Raw genomic sequence first — 16,308 nt, 5'->3', positions numbered from 1 at the left:
GGCTAATTCGTGTAATTGTCTCGACGCTTTCCACACTTGCGACACTCTACCTGAATAAAAATATCAGACTCGTAATCGTAGTGATGAAAGCAGAATAGGCGTTTTAAGAAAGTAAGCATGATTTACTCCTGGACAATCAAGCAATCATGTCGCAAGAAATGTCAGTTACTTTTACTTATAAAACATAAATTTATGATATTTATTTCCGAAATAATGTCAGCGATTTTGTCGAACTAAGCAAGATTTCTTCCTGGCTAAGCAAGCAACGATCAAGCAAATACCAGTCCTCTATTTGTAGTTTTAAAGGCCTCGAATTCGAGGGGTTTAGAATCTGGCACGCCATGTAGGATTCGAACCCACAACCATTGGTATAGAAAACCCATGCTCTTTCCAGTTGAGCTAATGGCGCAAATAAAAACCAACTAAGAAGTAATTCTTCCTAGTTGGCTTAGTAGTGTGTGCTTAATGGCTCATAACTGACTGTGTTAATGGGTCGCCAATCCAAAGTAATACTCACCTTTTAAAACTAACAGGTGGCGGCATTAATTTAAAAACCACTAGAAATTAATGAAACCGCCATAATGCAAAAAGCCCACCTTTCGATGAGCCTTCTATCAGTAGTGCGACTTACTTACACTTCGCGCCACTATAACGCGAATTTAACAGATGCCTTGATCAAGGTCAAATACTATTCATTTTTCGTATGCGATAAACCCATATCGGCAATGCAGCGCAGCTAGACCACACTTCACATCAAACTTTGCATCCACGCCCGTTCGATTTTCATTGCACATCTGCGACCATGAGTTCCCATAAAAATATCGACAGATAATCGCATCCATCCACTCATCCATGATTTCGCTCTGGCCCTGCATATCCAGAATTAAGCGCTGGACTGCACGCGCTTCATTATCATTAATCTCACAGGCCACCCCAACTCTGGATAATTTTGGCTTTTCCTCTGACAACATGGAATCAGCAATAATTTGACGAGTCTTTCTCACACCCAACTTAAACTTGCGCTGCTTAACAACCGCCTGATCCATAGCAACAGCAATCGGATTGACGCTATTACCACACACACCAGATACGCTATTCATCCAAGCACCAAATTGATAAAGCCATTCTTCCAGTGAGTGCTTCGACCAATCTACCGCCTGCATAATATTTTGAACTTTCACTGCTGCATTCATCCTAAATCCCCTACCATCTTCTCTATCTGTTGTATCGCTAAACCTGATTTCACTTGCTCTGTGCTAAACCGTATTACCTGATAACCCATCATGGTTGCTGCGTTATATTTTTCCATATCCCCAATGTAGCCTTTGCCTCTTGTATGCCTACCACCACTCCAGATCCCACCTTCCACTTCAACCAATATTTTTTTACCCACTAAATGAAAATCTGCTTTCCACTTACGCTCTGGGTGAAACTTAAATTCCTGCTCAAAATCTATTTTTAAAGTCTTTAGTTCTCGGGCCAGTTTCGCCTCAAACTCATTCGGTACTTTTTCGCCTTTCACCTTAGGACGCTTGGAGCGCCCTTTCGGCTTGGTAGCTTTAACCATCTTCTTGTATTCAGCGATTGAGTAGCTGGTCATTCACCCCACATCCTCAACACAACGGCGCCAATTGCCATGAAAATAAACATCAAGGTTTTATTAAGGTCCTTCACGTATTCACCCCAAATAACTGTTTGGCTTTAGGTGTAAGGAAGTAGCGATATTCGTCATTACCACCCCCAACAAATCCAATAAGGCCAATTTGCACCAAGGTTTTTAAGTAGCGCTGTACCGATCTAATCGTCATGTATGGCAGTGCTTGATCTTTAATTTCCTTGGTTGTGGCGATTGATGTGTTTTTGATAACAAGCAATACATCGATGCCACGATTTAATGAGGCTGCCTTGTTGTGCCGATACGTTCTTTCGTTCATGCGGCACCCGCCTTACCGACCATAAAACTTGGTGGCACTGGTAATGACTGTTCGATTGGCCGCCACAGGTGTAAGCAATACGGGTGATTGTTCACATAGTCGCTTTTGGATGGGTGGTACTGGATTACACAATCATCCTCACCCCAAAATAGCGACTTGATAAAGCACATCTCCTCCCATGTTGGGCAGCGCGCTGGAAGCGAAACACTGACATGCTCCCAACCCATTTGATCACTAGCAATGACAGTGAAAACACATTTCTTGGTCTTCACCCAAAATGCACCATTGTTTCCGTAGCTCTCATTGCTCGCCAATGGTCCTGATTTAATTCTGTATTTCTCTGGAACAGTAAAACTCACACCCCACCCCCTACTCGCAATCCATAGGTGGATTTGAAAATTGAAAAAATCTCAATAACACTTAAATCAGGGCTTCTTTTCCACACTTGCTCAACATGAAATCCCATCCATGAATCATCCTTGACCTCAACGTAGTCAATCAGTGTGTCCTGAACCAAGCCAGTCAAATATGAAAATGGCTCAATCTCATCAACCCATGACTCCTCTCTGGTTTCGGTGTGGACATACATAATCCAGTCGTTACTCCAAAGATCAAAATCCTCTAGCTCACACCAGCCGCAATCAATTAGTGCGAGCATTGCTTTCTTATTTAGCTTCTTAATCTGACGTTTCTTCACACCCCACCCCCTGCGCTTTGCTCATACTTCAACTTCATCGCATTCATCATCGCCATCGGCAAAGACATGCCCGCTTCTTGAAATTCCTTCACCTTGCTTTCCACCCAAGATTTTTCCTCTGGTGTCGGCTCAGGTAGCCATGATTTAAGTTTAGGCGCTGCCTTGGATGTACCAATCATCTTCGGTGGCACATACCACTCTTGCTGACGACCTTGCATCTGAGCTTTGGCCAGATAGGTCTCATAGATCGACTTGAACTGTTTGAAAGCCTCCTTCATGCTTCCCTGCTCAACCAGCCAGTAAACCGAGTCCCATGCTTTTTTGGTCAAGGTAGTGACTTTCAATTTCCCTTCCAGCAACTCAAGCTCTGATTGGTTTGAATAATCACAAGCACGCTGCCAAGCCTCTGTTGCCGTCCACCAGCTGCCAGACATGCACCAAGTTTTGAAATCAGAAAGTGTTGGGCAGAAATCACCTGATCCGGCTTTTGCATTCAACTGAGCCATGCCCTTTTGAAATTGCTCATCACTCAACATTGCCAAAGCACCGTTGATGATATTCAGAATGCGATTCAGGTCAGTCATGCCGTTAAATTGGCTAATGAACTTGTGTCCATACATCACTTGCATGATGTCGTAGTATTCGCGTGCCTTGTCTAAGGCGATCCCGTTATGCACGACCCACCTCCTCAATCAGTAATGGCTTTTTTGGTTCACCAACATCAATCACCTGTCCCTGCTGTTGATCTAACTGCATACGTTGTTCAGCAAGAATCTGAGCTGTGGTTTTAGTGATGGATTGTTGTTTTTGAGGTTGATCCTGATTACGCATAATCCATTGAACAAATTTCACTAGCGCTTTGTTATCAACCATGGGTTGGTTTGCGTAGTACAACTCGAACTGTGGTTGCAGTTGATCAATGTATTTCTGGTCAACTGGTTTACGGCCAGACTTCAATAAATTCGCGTTCACATAATCCAGGTCGAATGTATATATATATTGGTTACTGGTTATTGGTTCATGGTTATTGGTTAGTGGTTTATGGTTAGGTGACGGTTCGTGCTTTTCTTCACACGCTTCGTGCACGTTTCGTGACGGTTCGTGCTTAGATTTGCGTTTTGCTTCACGATCTTTGGCGATTCGTGCATTTGTTTCAGCTTTAGCTTTATATGAATCAAGTTCATCTTGAATGCGTTTTTGAACATAACGATCACCATCAAGAGTGAAAAATTTAGATAAAACGAACTTAATCGCAGCCACTTCCGCATCATCACGCGCCCATGCCCAGTCCAATGCTTCTTCTAAAGTCGGGAATGTTTCACGATCGTAAATCGCATCCATGAGTAAGGTATAAGCACCATGCTCAAGCATGGATAGGCGCCCTGCTTTTTTGGCATAATCACCTATGTTGCGTTTGTAGTAATGCATTACGCCACACCTCTTAAATTAAACTTAGCCAACTCCCCAGCAACCCACTCGACACCTTTTGGTGTGAACAAGGCGTGATTAAATGCGTGACCTGAATCACTTACGCCTGTTTTGACATGGAATCGCTTTGCATCTACATGGTTTTGGTATGCAGTCCACTCACCATTGAGTAAATACATGATTTTGTTTTCAACCAAAAAACTGCGGAAGGTGTTTTCTTTGACTTGCAGTAGCTTTGCAACTTGGCGGAATGTCTTATTTCCATTCCCTGCAACGTATTTATCCACGAATGCAACTTTTGGAGCTGCGAGTTCTAATTGGTAAATAGCAGCCTGTTTTTGCTTTTCTTCTTCAATCCATTTTTTGGCGCGTTCGATTGGGTCGTCGATTGCGTAGGATGGTAGGTTTTGCGCTGCAATATGGTTTTCCATTGCAGTCATGCGGTCAAAAATTTGAGCCTGCAATTCATAGCTATATGACATAGCCATTAGACAAGCTTCGCGTTTTGGGAAGCGATAACAAGGTAGTGTTCGGCCAGTTGTGTCTGTATACACTGAACGAAATTTTTCGCTCAGCTCCCACCCTAAAACTTTTGGCACTTTTGCCATGAAATCAGCATGGCGAAGCTGAACTGGCTTTTCGTCAAACTTTCGGCTGTCGTTGATATAGTCAACAAGCTCAAGCGATACCATGGTCACTTGGTCTGTGTTATTATCATTTTGAATTTGTGCTAACATATTCACTGTTCATTTCCCTCTAGGTTTTGAATATCAAGCTCAGTGGTTGCACCCACTGGGCTTTCTTTTTGGTGTACCAAAGTGCCCGAAGTACACTTTGACCGATTACGCGCTCTTGCCATACGCTCATACTTAGCATCTTCAGCTAGTAGGGCTTTCGCTATGACCTCACGCACCCAGTTACACGAATCCTGCTCATTGGTTTCGCTAGCAATAGCGATTGCATCAAGCATTTCATGTGTAAATTTGATGGTTTTCGGAACGGTGTATTTCCCGCCCAAATATCCTTTTTCGATTGCTTCTTTCAAATCATCGACTCCCATGTTTAGCTCACTTTTTCCCTTCTTTGCTTGTCGTTCATGCGGTACTGGCGAAGCTCAAGTGCGTCCTGAACGTGTTGAGGAACAACGCCACCCCACAAATAAATTGTTTGTCGTGAGCCAGTTCTTAAAATTCCAATTTTTGCCAATGCTTCAGCTAACTTTTGATCTGAATCGGCATCGAAGTGCTTTTTAAGAGAGGCTACGGAAGAAAAGTCCATAGTAAAAAACCCTTAACTAAAATGTTAAATATAATTTACCACACGTAAAATACATTTACAACGCCACTTGTTAAAATGTTTTTACATTGAGATGAGGGAATACCTTGTGAGTATTGGTCAGAGAATTTCAAAATTAATGCTTGATATGGATGTGAGTAATGCAAAGCTTGCTCGTATGATCGGTGTATCACGCCCAACCATAGGGAATTGGATAGAGGGTAAATCAGCACCAACTGGCGAAAATCTTACAAATCTAGCTAACGCACTCAAGGTAGACCCGAACTGGCTTATGTCGGGAAAAGAGTCGCAGGCGAGGTTTGATAACAATGTGGATATTTCCCAGAGAATACCTTTTGAAGGCCGTCCGGTTCCTGTTATTTCTTGGGTTGCTGCTGGCGCGTTTGATCCAATTCAGACTGTTTTAAAGGATGCAGAAATCGACGAATACCTGCCGCCAATCAAGGAGTGTGGGAAAAATGGCTATGGATTGGTAGTGACTGGCATCTCAATGTCTCCAAAGTTTGAGCCTGAAGATCGCATTTATGTAAATCCTGATTTTCAAGTTAGTGATTTAAAGACTGGGGATTTGGTTATTGTTTCTTGCACTGGGGATAATGAGGCCACCTTTAAGCAGCTTATTATCGAAGGTACAACCAAATACCTGAAGCCATTAAACCCGAAGTGGGATGAGCAAATTATTAAGCTGACAGAAGATTGTCGCTTAGTTGGTAAGGTTGTTGGCTTATATCGAAAGATTTAAAAAACACAGCAATCACACCCGCTTATATGGCGGGTTTTCTTTTGTCTAAAAAAAATAAAATCAAAATGATGTTAAATTTATTTTACCGAATCACTTTACAACTTGTTAAATCTATTTTACTATTGATCTCGTAAACAACAAAAAGCCCCGGCGGTCTGGAAAACAGCGGGGCTTGCATATAGCGAGGTCATTATGACAACTAAATCCAATATTCTCAAGTCTGCATTCATTGCAGCATCAATCAGCGCGGGGATAGCAGTAGCTTACGCTTTCCAGCCTGCCAAAGTGGCTGATGATAATCCTCAAGTGGTTATCACCGCTCAAAAATATGAAGTGCTTAAACTTACTTGCAATGAAACCTGTGTCGCTACTGTCAAAGCTGACGATTACAGCATCTATGTTGAGTATGCCTTGGACGATGCCTCAGTCGAGTTTCTGGACATTCTGAACGTGGTCCATTTTGACAAGACCATCAATGCCTATGTTGATCGTTATGAGATTGAAAAGATTAATGCTGCGATTGTTGGGGGTGTGAAGTGAATACTCAAGTAAATTTACAAAGCATCGAAGATGCTCGTCAAGAATGGTTGCAATCACGCCGTCTTGGTATTGGTGGTTCAGACGTTGCGGCAATCCTTGGTCTAAGCAAGTACAGCTCACCGTACCAGCTCTGGCTTGATAAGACTGGCCGATCTGAACTAGAAGATAGCACCAGCGAGCCAGCCTATTGGGGCAACATGCTTGAAGACATCGTGGCTAAAGAATATGCCAAGCGTAACGGCGTAAAGGTACAGCGTGTTAATGCAACGATTGCTCACCCTGAACATGACTGGATGCGTGCCAATATTGACCGTGCCATTATCAATCCAGAGATTTCAGGCAATGTGCGGATCAAAGATGGAAAGCTGACCACTGACCGCATTCTAGAATGCAAGACAGCGAACCAGTACCTAGCGAAGCTGTGGGGTGATGAGCAATCGGAACAGGTGCCAGATTATTACCTGACGCAAGTGCAGTGGTATATGGGCATTACAGGTGCTTCGATGTGTGGCCTTGGTGTGCTAATCGGTGGGCAGAAATTCCGTAGCTATCAGGTCGCATTCGATCCTGAGCTGTTTGAAATGCTCACAGATGAATGCTCAAAGTTCTGGAATGAGCATGTTCAGGCAGACGTACCACCAGAGCCAACCACGTTTGATGATGTTCTGCATCGCTGGTCTACTCACAATCCTGATCAAGCAGTTCAGGCAGATGATGAGCTTGCCAATCTGGTCGCTGAGTACAAGGACCTAAACGCCACGATCAAAGAAGCCAGTGGTGAGTTAGATGCCCTCAAGCTACAAATCTGCACCCGCATGGAAGATGCGGAGATGATTATTGCTGAGGAAAAGCGTCTAGCAACATTCAAATACCAAGAACGCAACACCCTAGATAGCAAAGCGCTAAAAGCAGCTCACCCAGACATTTACGAACAATTTGTGAAGACTTCTAGCACTCGTGTTTTGCGGATTGGTTGAGGTGGGTATGGGTCAAATGACGATAAAGAAAGTCACCACAAAATTAACTTATGACAGTAAAGAGGCATTCATATCCCTACTGCTGGATCAGGGCGGTAGTGGTAGGGAAATTTACGGCATAGATACAGATGATGGTCGTGAAGTTTATTTGTATGCGGAAGAAATAGAGGCAGCATACCAAATGCTTCAAAAACTTAAAGAATTAAATTCAAAGGATTAATACCATGAACTCAATTGCTAAAGCTCCAACAAACCAAGCTGTAAATTTTCTAACTCCGAACAACCTCCAAGAAGCAATGCAAATTGCAGAGCTTTTGGCTGGCTCCGACATCGTGCCGAAGGACTACCAGCGCAAGCCTGGCAACATCCTTGTTGCTATGCAATGGGGTGCTGAAATTGGCTTACAGCCATTACAAGCTATGCAAAACATTGCTGTGATTAATGGTCGCCCTTCTATCTGGGGCGATGCAATGCTTGCCCTTGTTCGTGGATCTGGTCTGCTCGATTTCATCCGCGAGGAGATTTCCGAAGATGGTCAAAAAGCCACTGTAACTGTGAAGCGGAAAAATGAAGAACCAGTTGCTTCAGTATTCACAATGGAGGATGCGAAAAAGGCAGGTCTATCAGGTAAACAAGGGCCTTGGACGCAGTATCCAAAGCGCATGTTGAAGCTACGTGCACGTTCCTATGCTCTGCGTGATGTGTTCCCGGATGTCCTTAAGGGCATGGCAATTGCCGAGGAGGAGAAAGATAAGGAAATTGACATTACTCCCACTGCACCAGAAACCAGTACAACGAAGGCAAATAGCGGATCGTCATCGCTGAAAGCGCGCATGGCCAAAAAGAAAGATGCTGTCGAGTCGGTTGCTACAGAAATTGACCTGACCCCGTACTACCAGCGTATTGATAACGCCACCCCTCTTGAGGAACTCGATCAGATCGGTGCTGACATTGCTGAGTTGAATTTAGGTGAGCCAGCTAAGTCTGAAATCGGTGAAGTATTTAAAGCTAAGCGTAAAGAGCTAAAGGCCGCTCAGGCTTTTCCTGCTGAATCCGTTCAGGCGGTAATTGAGGAAATTGGCAACACTGCCGATCTGGAAGCACTTAACGCCATCATGGCTTCACGCTTTGAGCCTTTTACGGCTCAGATGACTGAGGGTCAGCTCCATGAAATCAACTCAGCGTATGAAGCACAAGAAGCGGCGCTAACGCCATGAGTTACCCCTACTCTTCAATGACCCGCGTGCTGCTTGTGCAGCACAAGGGTCGGGTTAGAACTTACCGCAATATCAACCTATTTGGTATTGATGATTGCCTGCAAAATTTTGCGAACACTTGGGGATACAGATGATCTTCAGAATTAAAAAGAAACATAAAGTCGGTTTCAAGCTTTGGTTAGAAAAATTGGGCTATACCAAAAATGAGCTTACAGATGGTAGTTCTACATTTTCAGGCAAAGGCACACGCAAGACGTTGAGTTACGTGCTCTTAAAGAAAGATTTAACAGGTAATGCGGCATGTCAGGTGCTATTCGATGAATATGAAGAACACCTGGATAACCCTGATTATTTAGATGTGAAGGTGGCGTGATGGATATTCAGAAAGAAAAAATTGCTCATGAAAAACACCTGCTTTCACAAGGTGTGGGTTTCAAATATTTGCCGAATATTCAATATAACGAATTGGAAAATGTTTATGAGCTAATTGAATGGGATGAGGAATATAGCGAAGCCCTGAATGAAATTAATTCAAGCTGGTGCACATGGCAAGCAGCCAAAGCCCAAGCGGTGCCGGAAGGGTTTGTTTTGGTGTCAAAGGATACGCTGAATAAAGCACTCAATCCCAATGATTATGATGAAGCTGTTTGTTCTGCAAATGAGCTTTTAGCAGTAATCGAAGCACAGGAGCCAGCCAATGACTGATTTCAACAAGATAAAAATCGAACTAAAGCTGTCAATCGGTTTTCCTGTAGCTAATCGCGAGGAAGAGACTTTTCTAAGTGAGCATATTTCTGAGGAAGAGTGGGATAAATTGGGATTCTTTGAAAAAGACGAATTTATTCAAAATGAAATTCTTCGCGAATGGGCATACGACTATATAGAAATGTCGGCATACATTGAGGATGAAGCCAATGACTGAAATTCAACAAACAAATGTCGACAAAGAATTAGAGATCGATAAGCAAGTAAACCTGATGGATCAATTCATTGAAAGCGGTGAATTTGATAAGGCTTTTAAAGATGTGTTTGGGTTGCCGAGTGGTGTGGTGAAGTCTTTGGGAGAGGTGTCATGAATCTAATTGAACGGTTGGGCGGGTATGAAAAAGCGAAGCGTGAGCTTCAGTTAAAAGAACAAAACTCCATTCTTCAATGCTGTGCATCTGTGACTACTAGCATGATTCGCAGCGCAATGCTCGAATACCGCCGTGAACACAAGATGTATGAGGTTGGTGATAAATACGTCATGCTTAAGCTTTGGCATGATGACTTAATGACTGTTGAAGATGGTGAAATGGATGGGCCGTGGTGGAATGAAAGGATTATCCGTCATGCCACTGATGTAGAAATCGAAGCAGGTAAAAGATTGGAGGTGAGTCAATGACAGCAATGGTAAATATGGGTAACCTGGTTGTTGCCCTGCCACCTTCAGACATTTGGTTGACAGATGATCAGGCGGCAGAATTTTTAGGATATGGTGGTGTGTATTTCAAATCATCCATTATTTGCTTAAAAGGTTTTCCAAAACCAAGATACATTACAGAAACCACAAAAGGTCGAAGATGGAATTTAAAAAAATTATCTGACTGGCTAGAAAGTAGGCCGGAAGATTTAAAAAAAGCAGTAGGCAGACCCCGCAAAATATAGCGGGGTTTTTCTTGATTAAAATATGGATTACGCCAGAATTACGCCAAAGGTATTACAAGTTATTGATTTTATAGATAGTAGTGGTGCGCTCAGCGGGACTCGAACCCACGCCACAGGCTTCGGAGACCTGTACTCTATCCAGTTGAGCTATGAGCGCGCGATGCACATCATAACAAAAAAAATCATAAGGTAAAGCAACTATCTATAACTTCGTCATTTTATGCTTAGACTTTATACAATGTTCCAAAACAGCAACACAGAATTCCATGTGAATCACTTGGCTTATTTTCCAAGATCACTCACAATATCTCAACTTTTCACCATTTGAGATATTCATGACTGATGCACTGATCTTAAGAGATGTGTCAAAGACCTATCGCAATGGCTTTCAGGCATTAAAAGGAATCAACTTAAATGTACCAGAAGGTGAGTTTTATGCACTTCTGGGGCCAAATGGCGCCGGAAAATCCACCACCATCGGTATTATCAGTTCATTAACAAAAAAAACCGCCGGCACAGTCGAAATTTTTGGTCATAACCTGGATACCCATCCCTCCCAAGCCAAACAGTGTTTAGGTGTGGTTCCTCAGGAATTTAACTTCGCCCAGTTTGAAAAAACTTTCGACATTCTGGTGACGCAAGCCGGCTATTACGGTATTCCTAAAAAAATTGCACAGCAACGGGCTGAACTCTATCTGACCAAGCTGGGCCTATGGGAAAAACGTGCAACGCAGGCGCGTATGCTGTCGGGCGGTATGAAACGTCGCTTGATGATTGCACGTGCCATGATGCATGAACCGAAACTTTTGATTCTGGATGAGCCAACTGCGGGTGTCGACATCGAATTACGTCGTTCAATGTGGGAGTTTTTGAACGAGATGAATGAGCAAGGGACATCCATCATTCTCACCACCCACTATTTAGAAGAAGCCGAAATGCTGTGTCGCCGCATTGCGATTATCGATCGTGGTGTGATTAAAGAAGACACCAGCATGAAGAGCTTCCTAAGTCAGCTGAATGAAGAATCCTTTATTTTTGATCTTGCAGCACCGATTGAACCTTTGCATCTGGAGATTATCGGGGTACGTTTTAATTTAATCGACCCGATGACCTTAGAAATTACCATGGACAAGGCACATAGCATGAATGATCTGTTCCAGCTATTGGAATCACAGAATATTCAGGTACGCAGTATGCGTAACAAATCCAATCGTCTGGAAGAGCTTTTTGTCAAAATGGTCGAAAAAAATCTGGATGGAGCTGCGCAATGAACATTAATCAACTCAGCGTAGCTTTATATACCATTGTATATAAAGAAGTCCGCCGTTTTATGCGGATCTGGCCGCAAACCTTGTTACCACCTGCCATCACCATGAGCTTGTATTTCGTGATTTTCGGCAATCTGATCGGTTCGCGGATTGGAGACATGGGCGGCTATAGCTATATGGAGTTCATTGTGCCCGGTCTGATCATGATGGCCGTGATTACCAACAGCTATGCCAACGTCTCTTCCAGTTTTTTCAGTTCAAAATTTCAAAAGAGTATTGAAGAGCTGGTCATGAGTCCGGTACCGATGCATGCCATTCTTTGGGGACATGTGCTGGGCGGTGTGATTCGTGGAGTACTGGTGGCGATTATTGTTAGTGCCGTAAGTTTGTTTTTTGCGGATCTATACATTACCAACTGGTTTGTGACGATTTATACCGTATTGATTACCTCCCTGCTGTTTTCTTTGGGTGGTTTTATCAATGCCGTCTATGCCAAATCTTTTGATGATATTTCGATTATCCCGACCTTTGTTTTAACGCCACTGACTTATTTAGGCGGTGTGTTTTATGCAATTTCTGCCTTAAGTCCATTCTGGCAAAATTTATCTTTGATCAACCCTGTGGTGTATATGGTCAATGCCTTCCGCTATGGCATTTTAGGACATAGCGATGTCAATGTAACTGTTTCACTTGCAGTGGTCACCTTATGTTGCGGCCTGCTCTATGCATTGGCCTATCATTTACTCTCCCGTGGTTCAGGAATGCGTGAATAATGAGTGTAGAACAATCTCTCCTTGGTAAAGACACCAATTACCCGACAGAATATCAGCCGGATGTTCTGTTTCCAATTTCGCGCGCGCCTGCCCGTGAACAATACGCACATGTTGAAGCGATTCAGCAAGGCACCGACTGGTGGCATGTTTTTGAAATTTCCTGGTTAAATTCAGCCGGTGTGCCGCAAGTCGCAATTGGACGGATCAGCCTGCCTGCTTCTTCGCCGAATCTGATTGAATCCAAATCACTCAAGCTCTACTTTAATAGTTTGAATTTTGCCAAATTTGAATCTCAAGCTGACTTTATCGCCACGGTGGAAAAAGATTTATCTGCTGCGGCTGGCGCAGAGATTACGTTAGATTTATTTCAGGTTGATGACTTGGAAGTTGCCAAGCCTGAAGGCATCTGCATTGATGAACTAATTCCGGAACGTCTGGAAAATCATCCTGATGCGAGTCTTTTGGCTCTGGATGCGAACCATACCGAAGAAGTTGAAATCCAGCTGTATTCACATTTATTAAGAAGTAACTGCCCAGTCACTGGACAACCGGATTGGGGTACAGTATTTATACGCTATCAGGGCAAAAAACCTTGTTATAAGAGTATTTTGGCTTATATTATTTCTTATCGTCAGCATAACGGTTTTCACGAACAATGCGTGGAGCAGATGTTTGCCGATCTCTGGCAACAACTGAAACCGGAAAAGCTGATGGTCTACGCAACCTATACACGCCGTGGTGGGTTGGATATCAACCCTTGCCGTGTATCGGATTTAACATGGATGCCTCGCCCTATTCGATTAGCGCGACAATAAAAACATTGAGGTTTAACAATGCCATTTTTTGGTTTTATTCCTTCTGCAGAGCTTTTAAATACAATTCAGACTGCACAACAAAATAAAAATTCAAATGAGCCGCTTTACCCACTCCGTGATAAAACCGCATTGATGATTAATGATGAAATTATTGATGCGATTCTCACGGAACTGGTGCGTCGTTTTCCTGCAAGTGATAAGCGCGATACTGCGGAAAAACTGGCGGGCTATATCAAGTCAACTGTGGCGGTATTGCTGAAACAGTTATTGAGTAAAGCGCCGAATGATGTGGTGAAGCAATCTATTGCTTTCTCTGAACGTAGTCTGTTTAAAGACCCTGAAGGACAAATCCGTATTGGTGAGTCGCTGGATGCCAATCTGGTGACCAATTTAAAACATCATTATGCGGAACTAAAAGCCGGTCAGAGTATCGACAAACAAATGTTTAGCAACCTGTATAAGCAGTTTGGTGAAGCGACGGTACGTCACTTTATGGTCGATTTTAATAAGACCTTAGATCTCGGCATGATCAAACGCAAGGCAGCAGATATTGGTGCTTCTGCTGTGATTAAGGCCATCAATATGGCTGCAGATAAAATCATTCTCAATCTGAGCAAGGATGAGCTTCGCGCCATGGCTGAATATCATGACACCTTGTTCTATACAGAATAGGTCTGCATAGAGTCATCTAAGAGTGATTTTTTGAAATTAGCCTGACTTCGGTCAGGCTTTTTTATGTTCAATGAAATAGCTTGTTACAGATAAGCAGCTCCACAAGGCAAACTGACGCAAAAATAGCCAGTCTTTCACTATTTTTGTATATGCATCTAGGTCTCTTAATCATCCGAATGTTATCTTTAATCTGGTTTTTACAGCCTCATGATTGAAAAAATTTCTTAATCTTTTTCATGGCATGATTCAAATAACATTGCCCGCAACTTATCAAAAATTGGAAATCGTACCAAGATGTTGAAATCGAATTTTTATAAAAAATTTAAACAGCTTTCAATCGCATTGACCGCATTCGGTCTCAGCAGTTTCAGTCTGGCCAACGATTTCCAATCTCATCCCTCTTATGCCAGTTTTAAACAGACTGCCATGCAAAATTATGGACTGAGTGCCCAGCAAGTCGATTCAGCCATGAACGGGGCGCGCAACCTGCCCAATATCATCAATATTATGAATCGTCCAGGTGAAAGCAAGCCTTGGTATTCTTATAAAACCAACTTTCTGGCTGAGTCGACCATTCAACGCGGTGTGCGCTTTAAACAGCAATATGCGGAAACGCTGAATCGCGCTGAACAGCAGTTTGGTGTACCACAGTCAATCATTCTCGGGATTTTAGGGGTAGAAACCGGCTTTGGTACCAATAAGGGTTCTTTTGTCACCCGTGATGCGCTGGCCACCTTAGGTTTTGGTTATGAGCGTCGTGCCCAGTATTTTCAAGATGAACTGGCGGCATTAATTGCCTGGTCTTATAAAGATGGCGTTTCAGCTTCTTCTATCGTCGGCTCTTATGCAGGTGCGGTCGGTTATCCACAATTCATGCCAAGTAATATTCCAAAATTCGGCGTGGACTACGATGGTAACGGACATATTGACCTGCGTAATTCAGCAGTAGATGCGATTGGCTCGATTGCCAACTATTTAGCCCAGCATGGCTGGCAGCGTAATCAACCGATTGCTTTTCCGGCCCGTTATAGTGGCTCGAACCCGGATGCGGTAATTGCCAAAGATCTGACTCAACCTAGCCCATATGGTGTGTTAAAAACACAAGGGATTAGCCCAATGAATCCTATTGTTCAAATTGACGATCTAGACTTGGTCAATGTAATTCAATTACAAGAAAATTATGGGCATATTTACTATATTACTTATCCAAATTTTCAAGTGATTACTACTTATAATCGCAGCCGAATGTATGCCACTGCATTGTGGTTATTAGGTACAGAAATTACTAGCCGTTAACATGAGAATTTAATATAAATTATTAAAGTCAACATTTTTATGAGTGATTATGAGCAAATATTGATCAATTTTAATATTGTGTTACAATATTGATCATATTTTAATCACTCATTGTTTATTTTAAGTTCTTTTTTAAACTATTTTAATTAAATACTAGACAGGATATTGCAGGCATGAATATTATCCATTTCGTTAAATGTAGTTGCATAAGTTAAATATCAGGCGTGTTTACATGGTTTTTCAGTTACTTATGAACAAATCCATGCGATATGCTGTTAGGAGTTGATTCGATGCATTCTTCAATTTTGAAGTATTTTATGGCTATTGCCACGATAGTCACACTGACGCAATCGCAGGCAGATATGGTTCCGTCATCTTCGTTTAATCACGAAAATGACAATTCGCGCCTTGCAACGCGTGTATTAAATAAAGAAGCTCAAAGCTTCAATTCAAATTTCACCAATTTGAACAGCCTTTCAATCACTGAGCGTTCTGGCGATAAAGTTCGCCGTGAAACCATTGCAGCGAAAATTGAAATTCCTGCAGAAGAGCCTTCAGTGATTGAAAAACTGAATACCGTGGCTTCTAATACTGTACGCAAGTTCAGTCAGACAGGTACAGCCTCTTGGTATGGTCGCCAGTTCCACGGCCGTAAAACTGCAAGCGGTGAAACCTTTGACATGAATGCAATGACTGCTGCTCATCGTAGCCTGCCATTGAACTGTTATATTCGTGTGACCAATAGAAATAATGGTAAAAGCGTAGTGGTTAAAGTCAATGACCGCGGCCCATTCCATGGTAACCGTGTCGTCGATTTATCTTATGGCGCAGCGAAGAAACTCGGCATTACCAATGCCGGTGTTGGCAATGTCAGTATTGAGCGTGTCGCTGGTCCAAATTCTTAAGATTTAACTTGCAATACATTTAACCAAAAGCCACAGTAATGTGGCTTTTTTATTAACTTCAAGTTATAGAAAAATGACAATCAATCTATAGTTCCTCTTAT

27 protein-coding genes and 2 tRNA genes are annotated in these 16,308 nt (G+C 42.7%); 17 read left to right on the top strand and 12 right to left on the bottom strand.

Features of this window, described 5'->3' with window-relative positions; genetic code table 11:
* Window positions 1-332: 332 nt before the first annotated feature.
* From FTV30_RS06280 to FTV30_RS06230, 11 genes are all read right to left on the bottom strand, one after another.
* Window positions 333-409, bottom strand: a tRNA-Arg gene (locus FTV30_RS06280).
* Window positions 410-692: 283 nt separating this feature from the next.
* Window positions 693-1,193 (bottom strand): hypothetical protein, encoded by a 501-nt coding sequence (locus FTV30_RS06275; RefSeq protein WP_180001222.1) that lies wholly within the window; start codon window positions 1,191-1,193, stop codon window positions 693-695.
* Window positions 1,190-1,600 carry a DUF559 domain-containing protein gene (locus tag FTV30_RS06270; RefSeq protein ID WP_180001221.1) on the bottom strand — a complete coding sequence of 137 codons (411 nt, stop codon included), beginning with the start codon at window positions 1,598-1,600 and terminating at the stop codon, window positions 1,190-1,192. Before FTV30_RS06270 ends, FTV30_RS06275 begins: the two co-directional genes overlap by 4 nt.
* Before the next feature lie 70 nt (window positions 1,601-1,670).
* Complete coding sequence (locus tag FTV30_RS06265; protein ID WP_180001220.1) at window positions 1,671-1,934, bottom strand: hypothetical protein; 264 nt, start codon at window positions 1,932-1,934, stop codon at window positions 1,671-1,673.
* Window positions 1,931-2,293, bottom strand: a complete 363-nt coding sequence (locus FTV30_RS06260; protein ID WP_180001219.1) for a hypothetical protein — start codon at window positions 2,291-2,293, stop codon at window positions 1,931-1,933. The genes FTV30_RS06265 and FTV30_RS06260 overlap by 4 nt, the downstream gene beginning before the upstream one ends.
* The gene (locus tag FTV30_RS06255) at window positions 2,290-2,631 is read right to left on the bottom strand and encodes a hypothetical protein (RefSeq protein ID WP_180001218.1); all 342 of its coding nucleotides are present in this window, start codon (window positions 2,629-2,631) and stop codon (window positions 2,290-2,292) included. Before FTV30_RS06255 ends, FTV30_RS06260 begins: the two co-directional genes overlap by 4 nt.
* Window positions 2,628-3,308, bottom strand: coding sequence for a hypothetical protein (locus FTV30_RS06250; protein ID WP_180001217.1), 681 nt, complete (start codon window positions 3,306-3,308; stop codon window positions 2,628-2,630). Before FTV30_RS06250 ends, FTV30_RS06255 begins: the two co-directional genes overlap by 4 nt.
* Window positions 3,301-4,059 carry a YdaU family protein gene (locus FTV30_RS06245; RefSeq protein ID WP_180001216.1) on the bottom strand — a complete coding sequence of 253 codons (759 nt, stop codon included), beginning with the start codon at window positions 4,057-4,059 and terminating at the stop codon, window positions 3,301-3,303. Before FTV30_RS06245 ends, FTV30_RS06250 begins: the two co-directional genes overlap by 8 nt.
* A complete protein-coding gene (locus FTV30_RS06240; RefSeq protein ID WP_218950554.1) occupies window positions 4,059-4,796 on the bottom strand; it encodes a phage antirepressor KilAC domain-containing protein in 738 nt (245 codons plus the stop codon). The genes FTV30_RS06245 and FTV30_RS06240 overlap by 1 nt, the downstream gene beginning before the upstream one ends.
* A gap of 2 nt (window positions 4,797-4,798) precedes the next feature.
* Window positions 4,799-5,119, bottom strand: coding sequence for a hypothetical protein (locus FTV30_RS06235; protein WP_180001214.1), 321 nt, complete (start codon window positions 5,117-5,119; stop codon window positions 4,799-4,801).
* A 2-nt stretch (window positions 5,120-5,121) separates the two neighbouring features.
* Entirely contained in the window at window positions 5,122-5,337 is a 216-nt protein-coding gene (locus tag FTV30_RS06230; protein ID WP_180001213.1) for a hypothetical protein, read from the bottom strand.
* A 106-nt stretch (window positions 5,338-5,443) separates the two neighbouring features.
* On the opposite strand from FTV30_RS06230, the gene FTV30_RS06225 reads away from it, so the two are divergent.
* The 11 genes from FTV30_RS06225 (at window position 5,444) to FTV30_RS06175 (ending at window position 10,478) form a co-directional block, all read left to right on the top strand.
* Window positions 5,444-6,097, top strand: coding sequence for a LexA family protein (locus FTV30_RS06225; protein WP_373683707.1), 654 nt, complete (start codon window positions 5,444-5,446; stop codon window positions 6,095-6,097).
* Window positions 6,098-6,289: 192 nt separating this feature from the next.
* Window positions 6,290-6,637: a hypothetical protein gene (locus FTV30_RS06220; RefSeq protein WP_180001211.1), complete on the top strand. Its 348-nt coding sequence runs from the start codon at window positions 6,290-6,292 to the stop codon at window positions 6,635-6,637.
* The gene (locus FTV30_RS06215; RefSeq protein WP_180001210.1) at window positions 6,634-7,614 is read left to right on the top strand and encodes a lambda-exonuclease family protein; all 981 of its coding nucleotides are present in this window, start codon (window positions 6,634-6,636) and stop codon (window positions 7,612-7,614) included. The genes FTV30_RS06220 and FTV30_RS06215 overlap by 4 nt, the downstream gene beginning before the upstream one ends.
* A 7-nt stretch (window positions 7,615-7,621) precedes the next feature.
* Window positions 7,622-7,834 (top strand): hypothetical protein, encoded by a 213-nt coding sequence (locus tag FTV30_RS06210; protein ID WP_180001209.1) that lies wholly within the window; start codon window positions 7,622-7,624, stop codon window positions 7,832-7,834.
* A 4-nt stretch (window positions 7,835-7,838) separates the two neighbouring features.
* Window positions 7,839-8,831 (top strand): recombinase RecT, encoded by a 993-nt coding sequence (locus FTV30_RS06205; RefSeq protein WP_180001208.1) that lies wholly within the window; start codon window positions 7,839-7,841, stop codon window positions 8,829-8,831.
* 130 nt (window positions 8,832-8,961) lie between these two features.
* Window positions 8,962-9,204 (top strand): hypothetical protein, encoded by a 243-nt coding sequence (locus tag FTV30_RS06200; protein ID WP_180001207.1) that lies wholly within the window; start codon window positions 8,962-8,964, stop codon window positions 9,202-9,204.
* Complete coding sequence (locus FTV30_RS16255; RefSeq protein WP_257228912.1) at window positions 9,204-9,536, top strand: hypothetical protein; 333 nt, start codon at window positions 9,204-9,206, stop codon at window positions 9,534-9,536. Before FTV30_RS06200 ends, FTV30_RS16255 begins: the two co-directional genes overlap by 1 nt.
* A complete protein-coding gene (locus tag FTV30_RS06190; protein WP_180001206.1) occupies window positions 9,529-9,753 on the top strand; it encodes a hypothetical protein in 225 nt (74 codons plus the stop codon). The genes FTV30_RS16255 and FTV30_RS06190 overlap by 8 nt, the downstream gene beginning before the upstream one ends.
* On the top strand, window positions 9,746-9,907 hold the full coding sequence (locus tag FTV30_RS06185) for a hypothetical protein (RefSeq protein ID WP_180001205.1): 162 nt from the start codon (window positions 9,746-9,748) through the stop codon (window positions 9,905-9,907). Before FTV30_RS06190 ends, FTV30_RS06185 begins: the two co-directional genes overlap by 8 nt.
* Window positions 9,904-10,215, top strand: a complete 312-nt coding sequence (locus tag FTV30_RS06180; RefSeq protein ID WP_180001204.1) for a hypothetical protein — start codon at window positions 9,904-9,906, stop codon at window positions 10,213-10,215. The genes FTV30_RS06185 and FTV30_RS06180 overlap by 4 nt, the downstream gene beginning before the upstream one ends.
* The gene (locus FTV30_RS06175; protein WP_180001203.1) at window positions 10,212-10,478 is read left to right on the top strand and encodes a hypothetical protein; all 267 of its coding nucleotides are present in this window, start codon (window positions 10,212-10,214) and stop codon (window positions 10,476-10,478) included. Before FTV30_RS06180 ends, FTV30_RS06175 begins: the two co-directional genes overlap by 4 nt.
* A gap of 81 nt (window positions 10,479-10,559) precedes the next feature.
* Here the strand turns inward: FTV30_RS06175 and FTV30_RS06170 are convergent.
* Window positions 10,560-10,635 (bottom strand) — tRNA-Arg (locus FTV30_RS06170).
* A gap of 178 nt (window positions 10,636-10,813) precedes the next feature.
* On the opposite strand from FTV30_RS06170, the gene FTV30_RS06165 reads away from it, so the two are divergent.
* From FTV30_RS06165 to FTV30_RS06140, 6 genes are all read left to right on the top strand, one after another.
* On the top strand, window positions 10,814-11,749 hold the full coding sequence (locus FTV30_RS06165; RefSeq protein ID WP_005170164.1) for an ABC transporter ATP-binding protein: 936 nt from the start codon (window positions 10,814-10,816) through the stop codon (window positions 11,747-11,749).
* Window positions 11,746-12,519, top strand: a complete 774-nt coding sequence (locus tag FTV30_RS06160; protein WP_005097525.1) for an ABC transporter permease — start codon at window positions 11,746-11,748, stop codon at window positions 12,517-12,519. Before FTV30_RS06165 ends, FTV30_RS06160 begins: the two co-directional genes overlap by 4 nt.
* Window positions 12,519-13,334: an NADPH-dependent 7-cyano-7-deazaguanine reductase QueF gene (queF, locus tag FTV30_RS06155; RefSeq protein ID WP_180001202.1), complete on the top strand. Its 816-nt coding sequence runs from the start codon at window positions 12,519-12,521 to the stop codon at window positions 13,332-13,334. Before FTV30_RS06160 ends, queF begins: the two co-directional genes overlap by 1 nt.
* Before the next feature lie 18 nt (window positions 13,335-13,352).
* A complete protein-coding gene (locus tag FTV30_RS06150) occupies window positions 13,353-14,006 on the top strand; it encodes a hypothetical protein (protein ID WP_180001201.1) in 654 nt (217 codons plus the stop codon).
* Between the two features lie 294 nt (window positions 14,007-14,300).
* The gene (mltB, locus tag FTV30_RS06145; protein WP_074383547.1) at window positions 14,301-15,302 is read left to right on the top strand and encodes a lytic murein transglycosylase B; all 1,002 of its coding nucleotides are present in this window, start codon (window positions 14,301-14,303) and stop codon (window positions 15,300-15,302) included.
* Between the two features lie 290 nt (window positions 15,303-15,592).
* Window positions 15,593-16,207, top strand: coding sequence for a septal ring lytic transglycosylase RlpA family protein (locus FTV30_RS06140; protein ID WP_005097531.1), 615 nt, complete (start codon window positions 15,593-15,595; stop codon window positions 16,205-16,207).
* The last annotated feature ends 101 nt before the right edge of the window (window positions 16,208-16,308 follow it).

Origin of the sequence: Acinetobacter sp. YH12255, assembly GCF_013417355.1 — a bacterium.
GTDB classification, from domain to species: domain Bacteria; phylum Pseudomonadota; class Gammaproteobacteria; order Pseudomonadales; family Moraxellaceae; genus Acinetobacter; species Acinetobacter pseudolwoffii.
The sequence above is the reverse complement of the archived record's forward strand: the minus strand, read 5'-3'. Positions and strand labels throughout refer to the sequence as shown.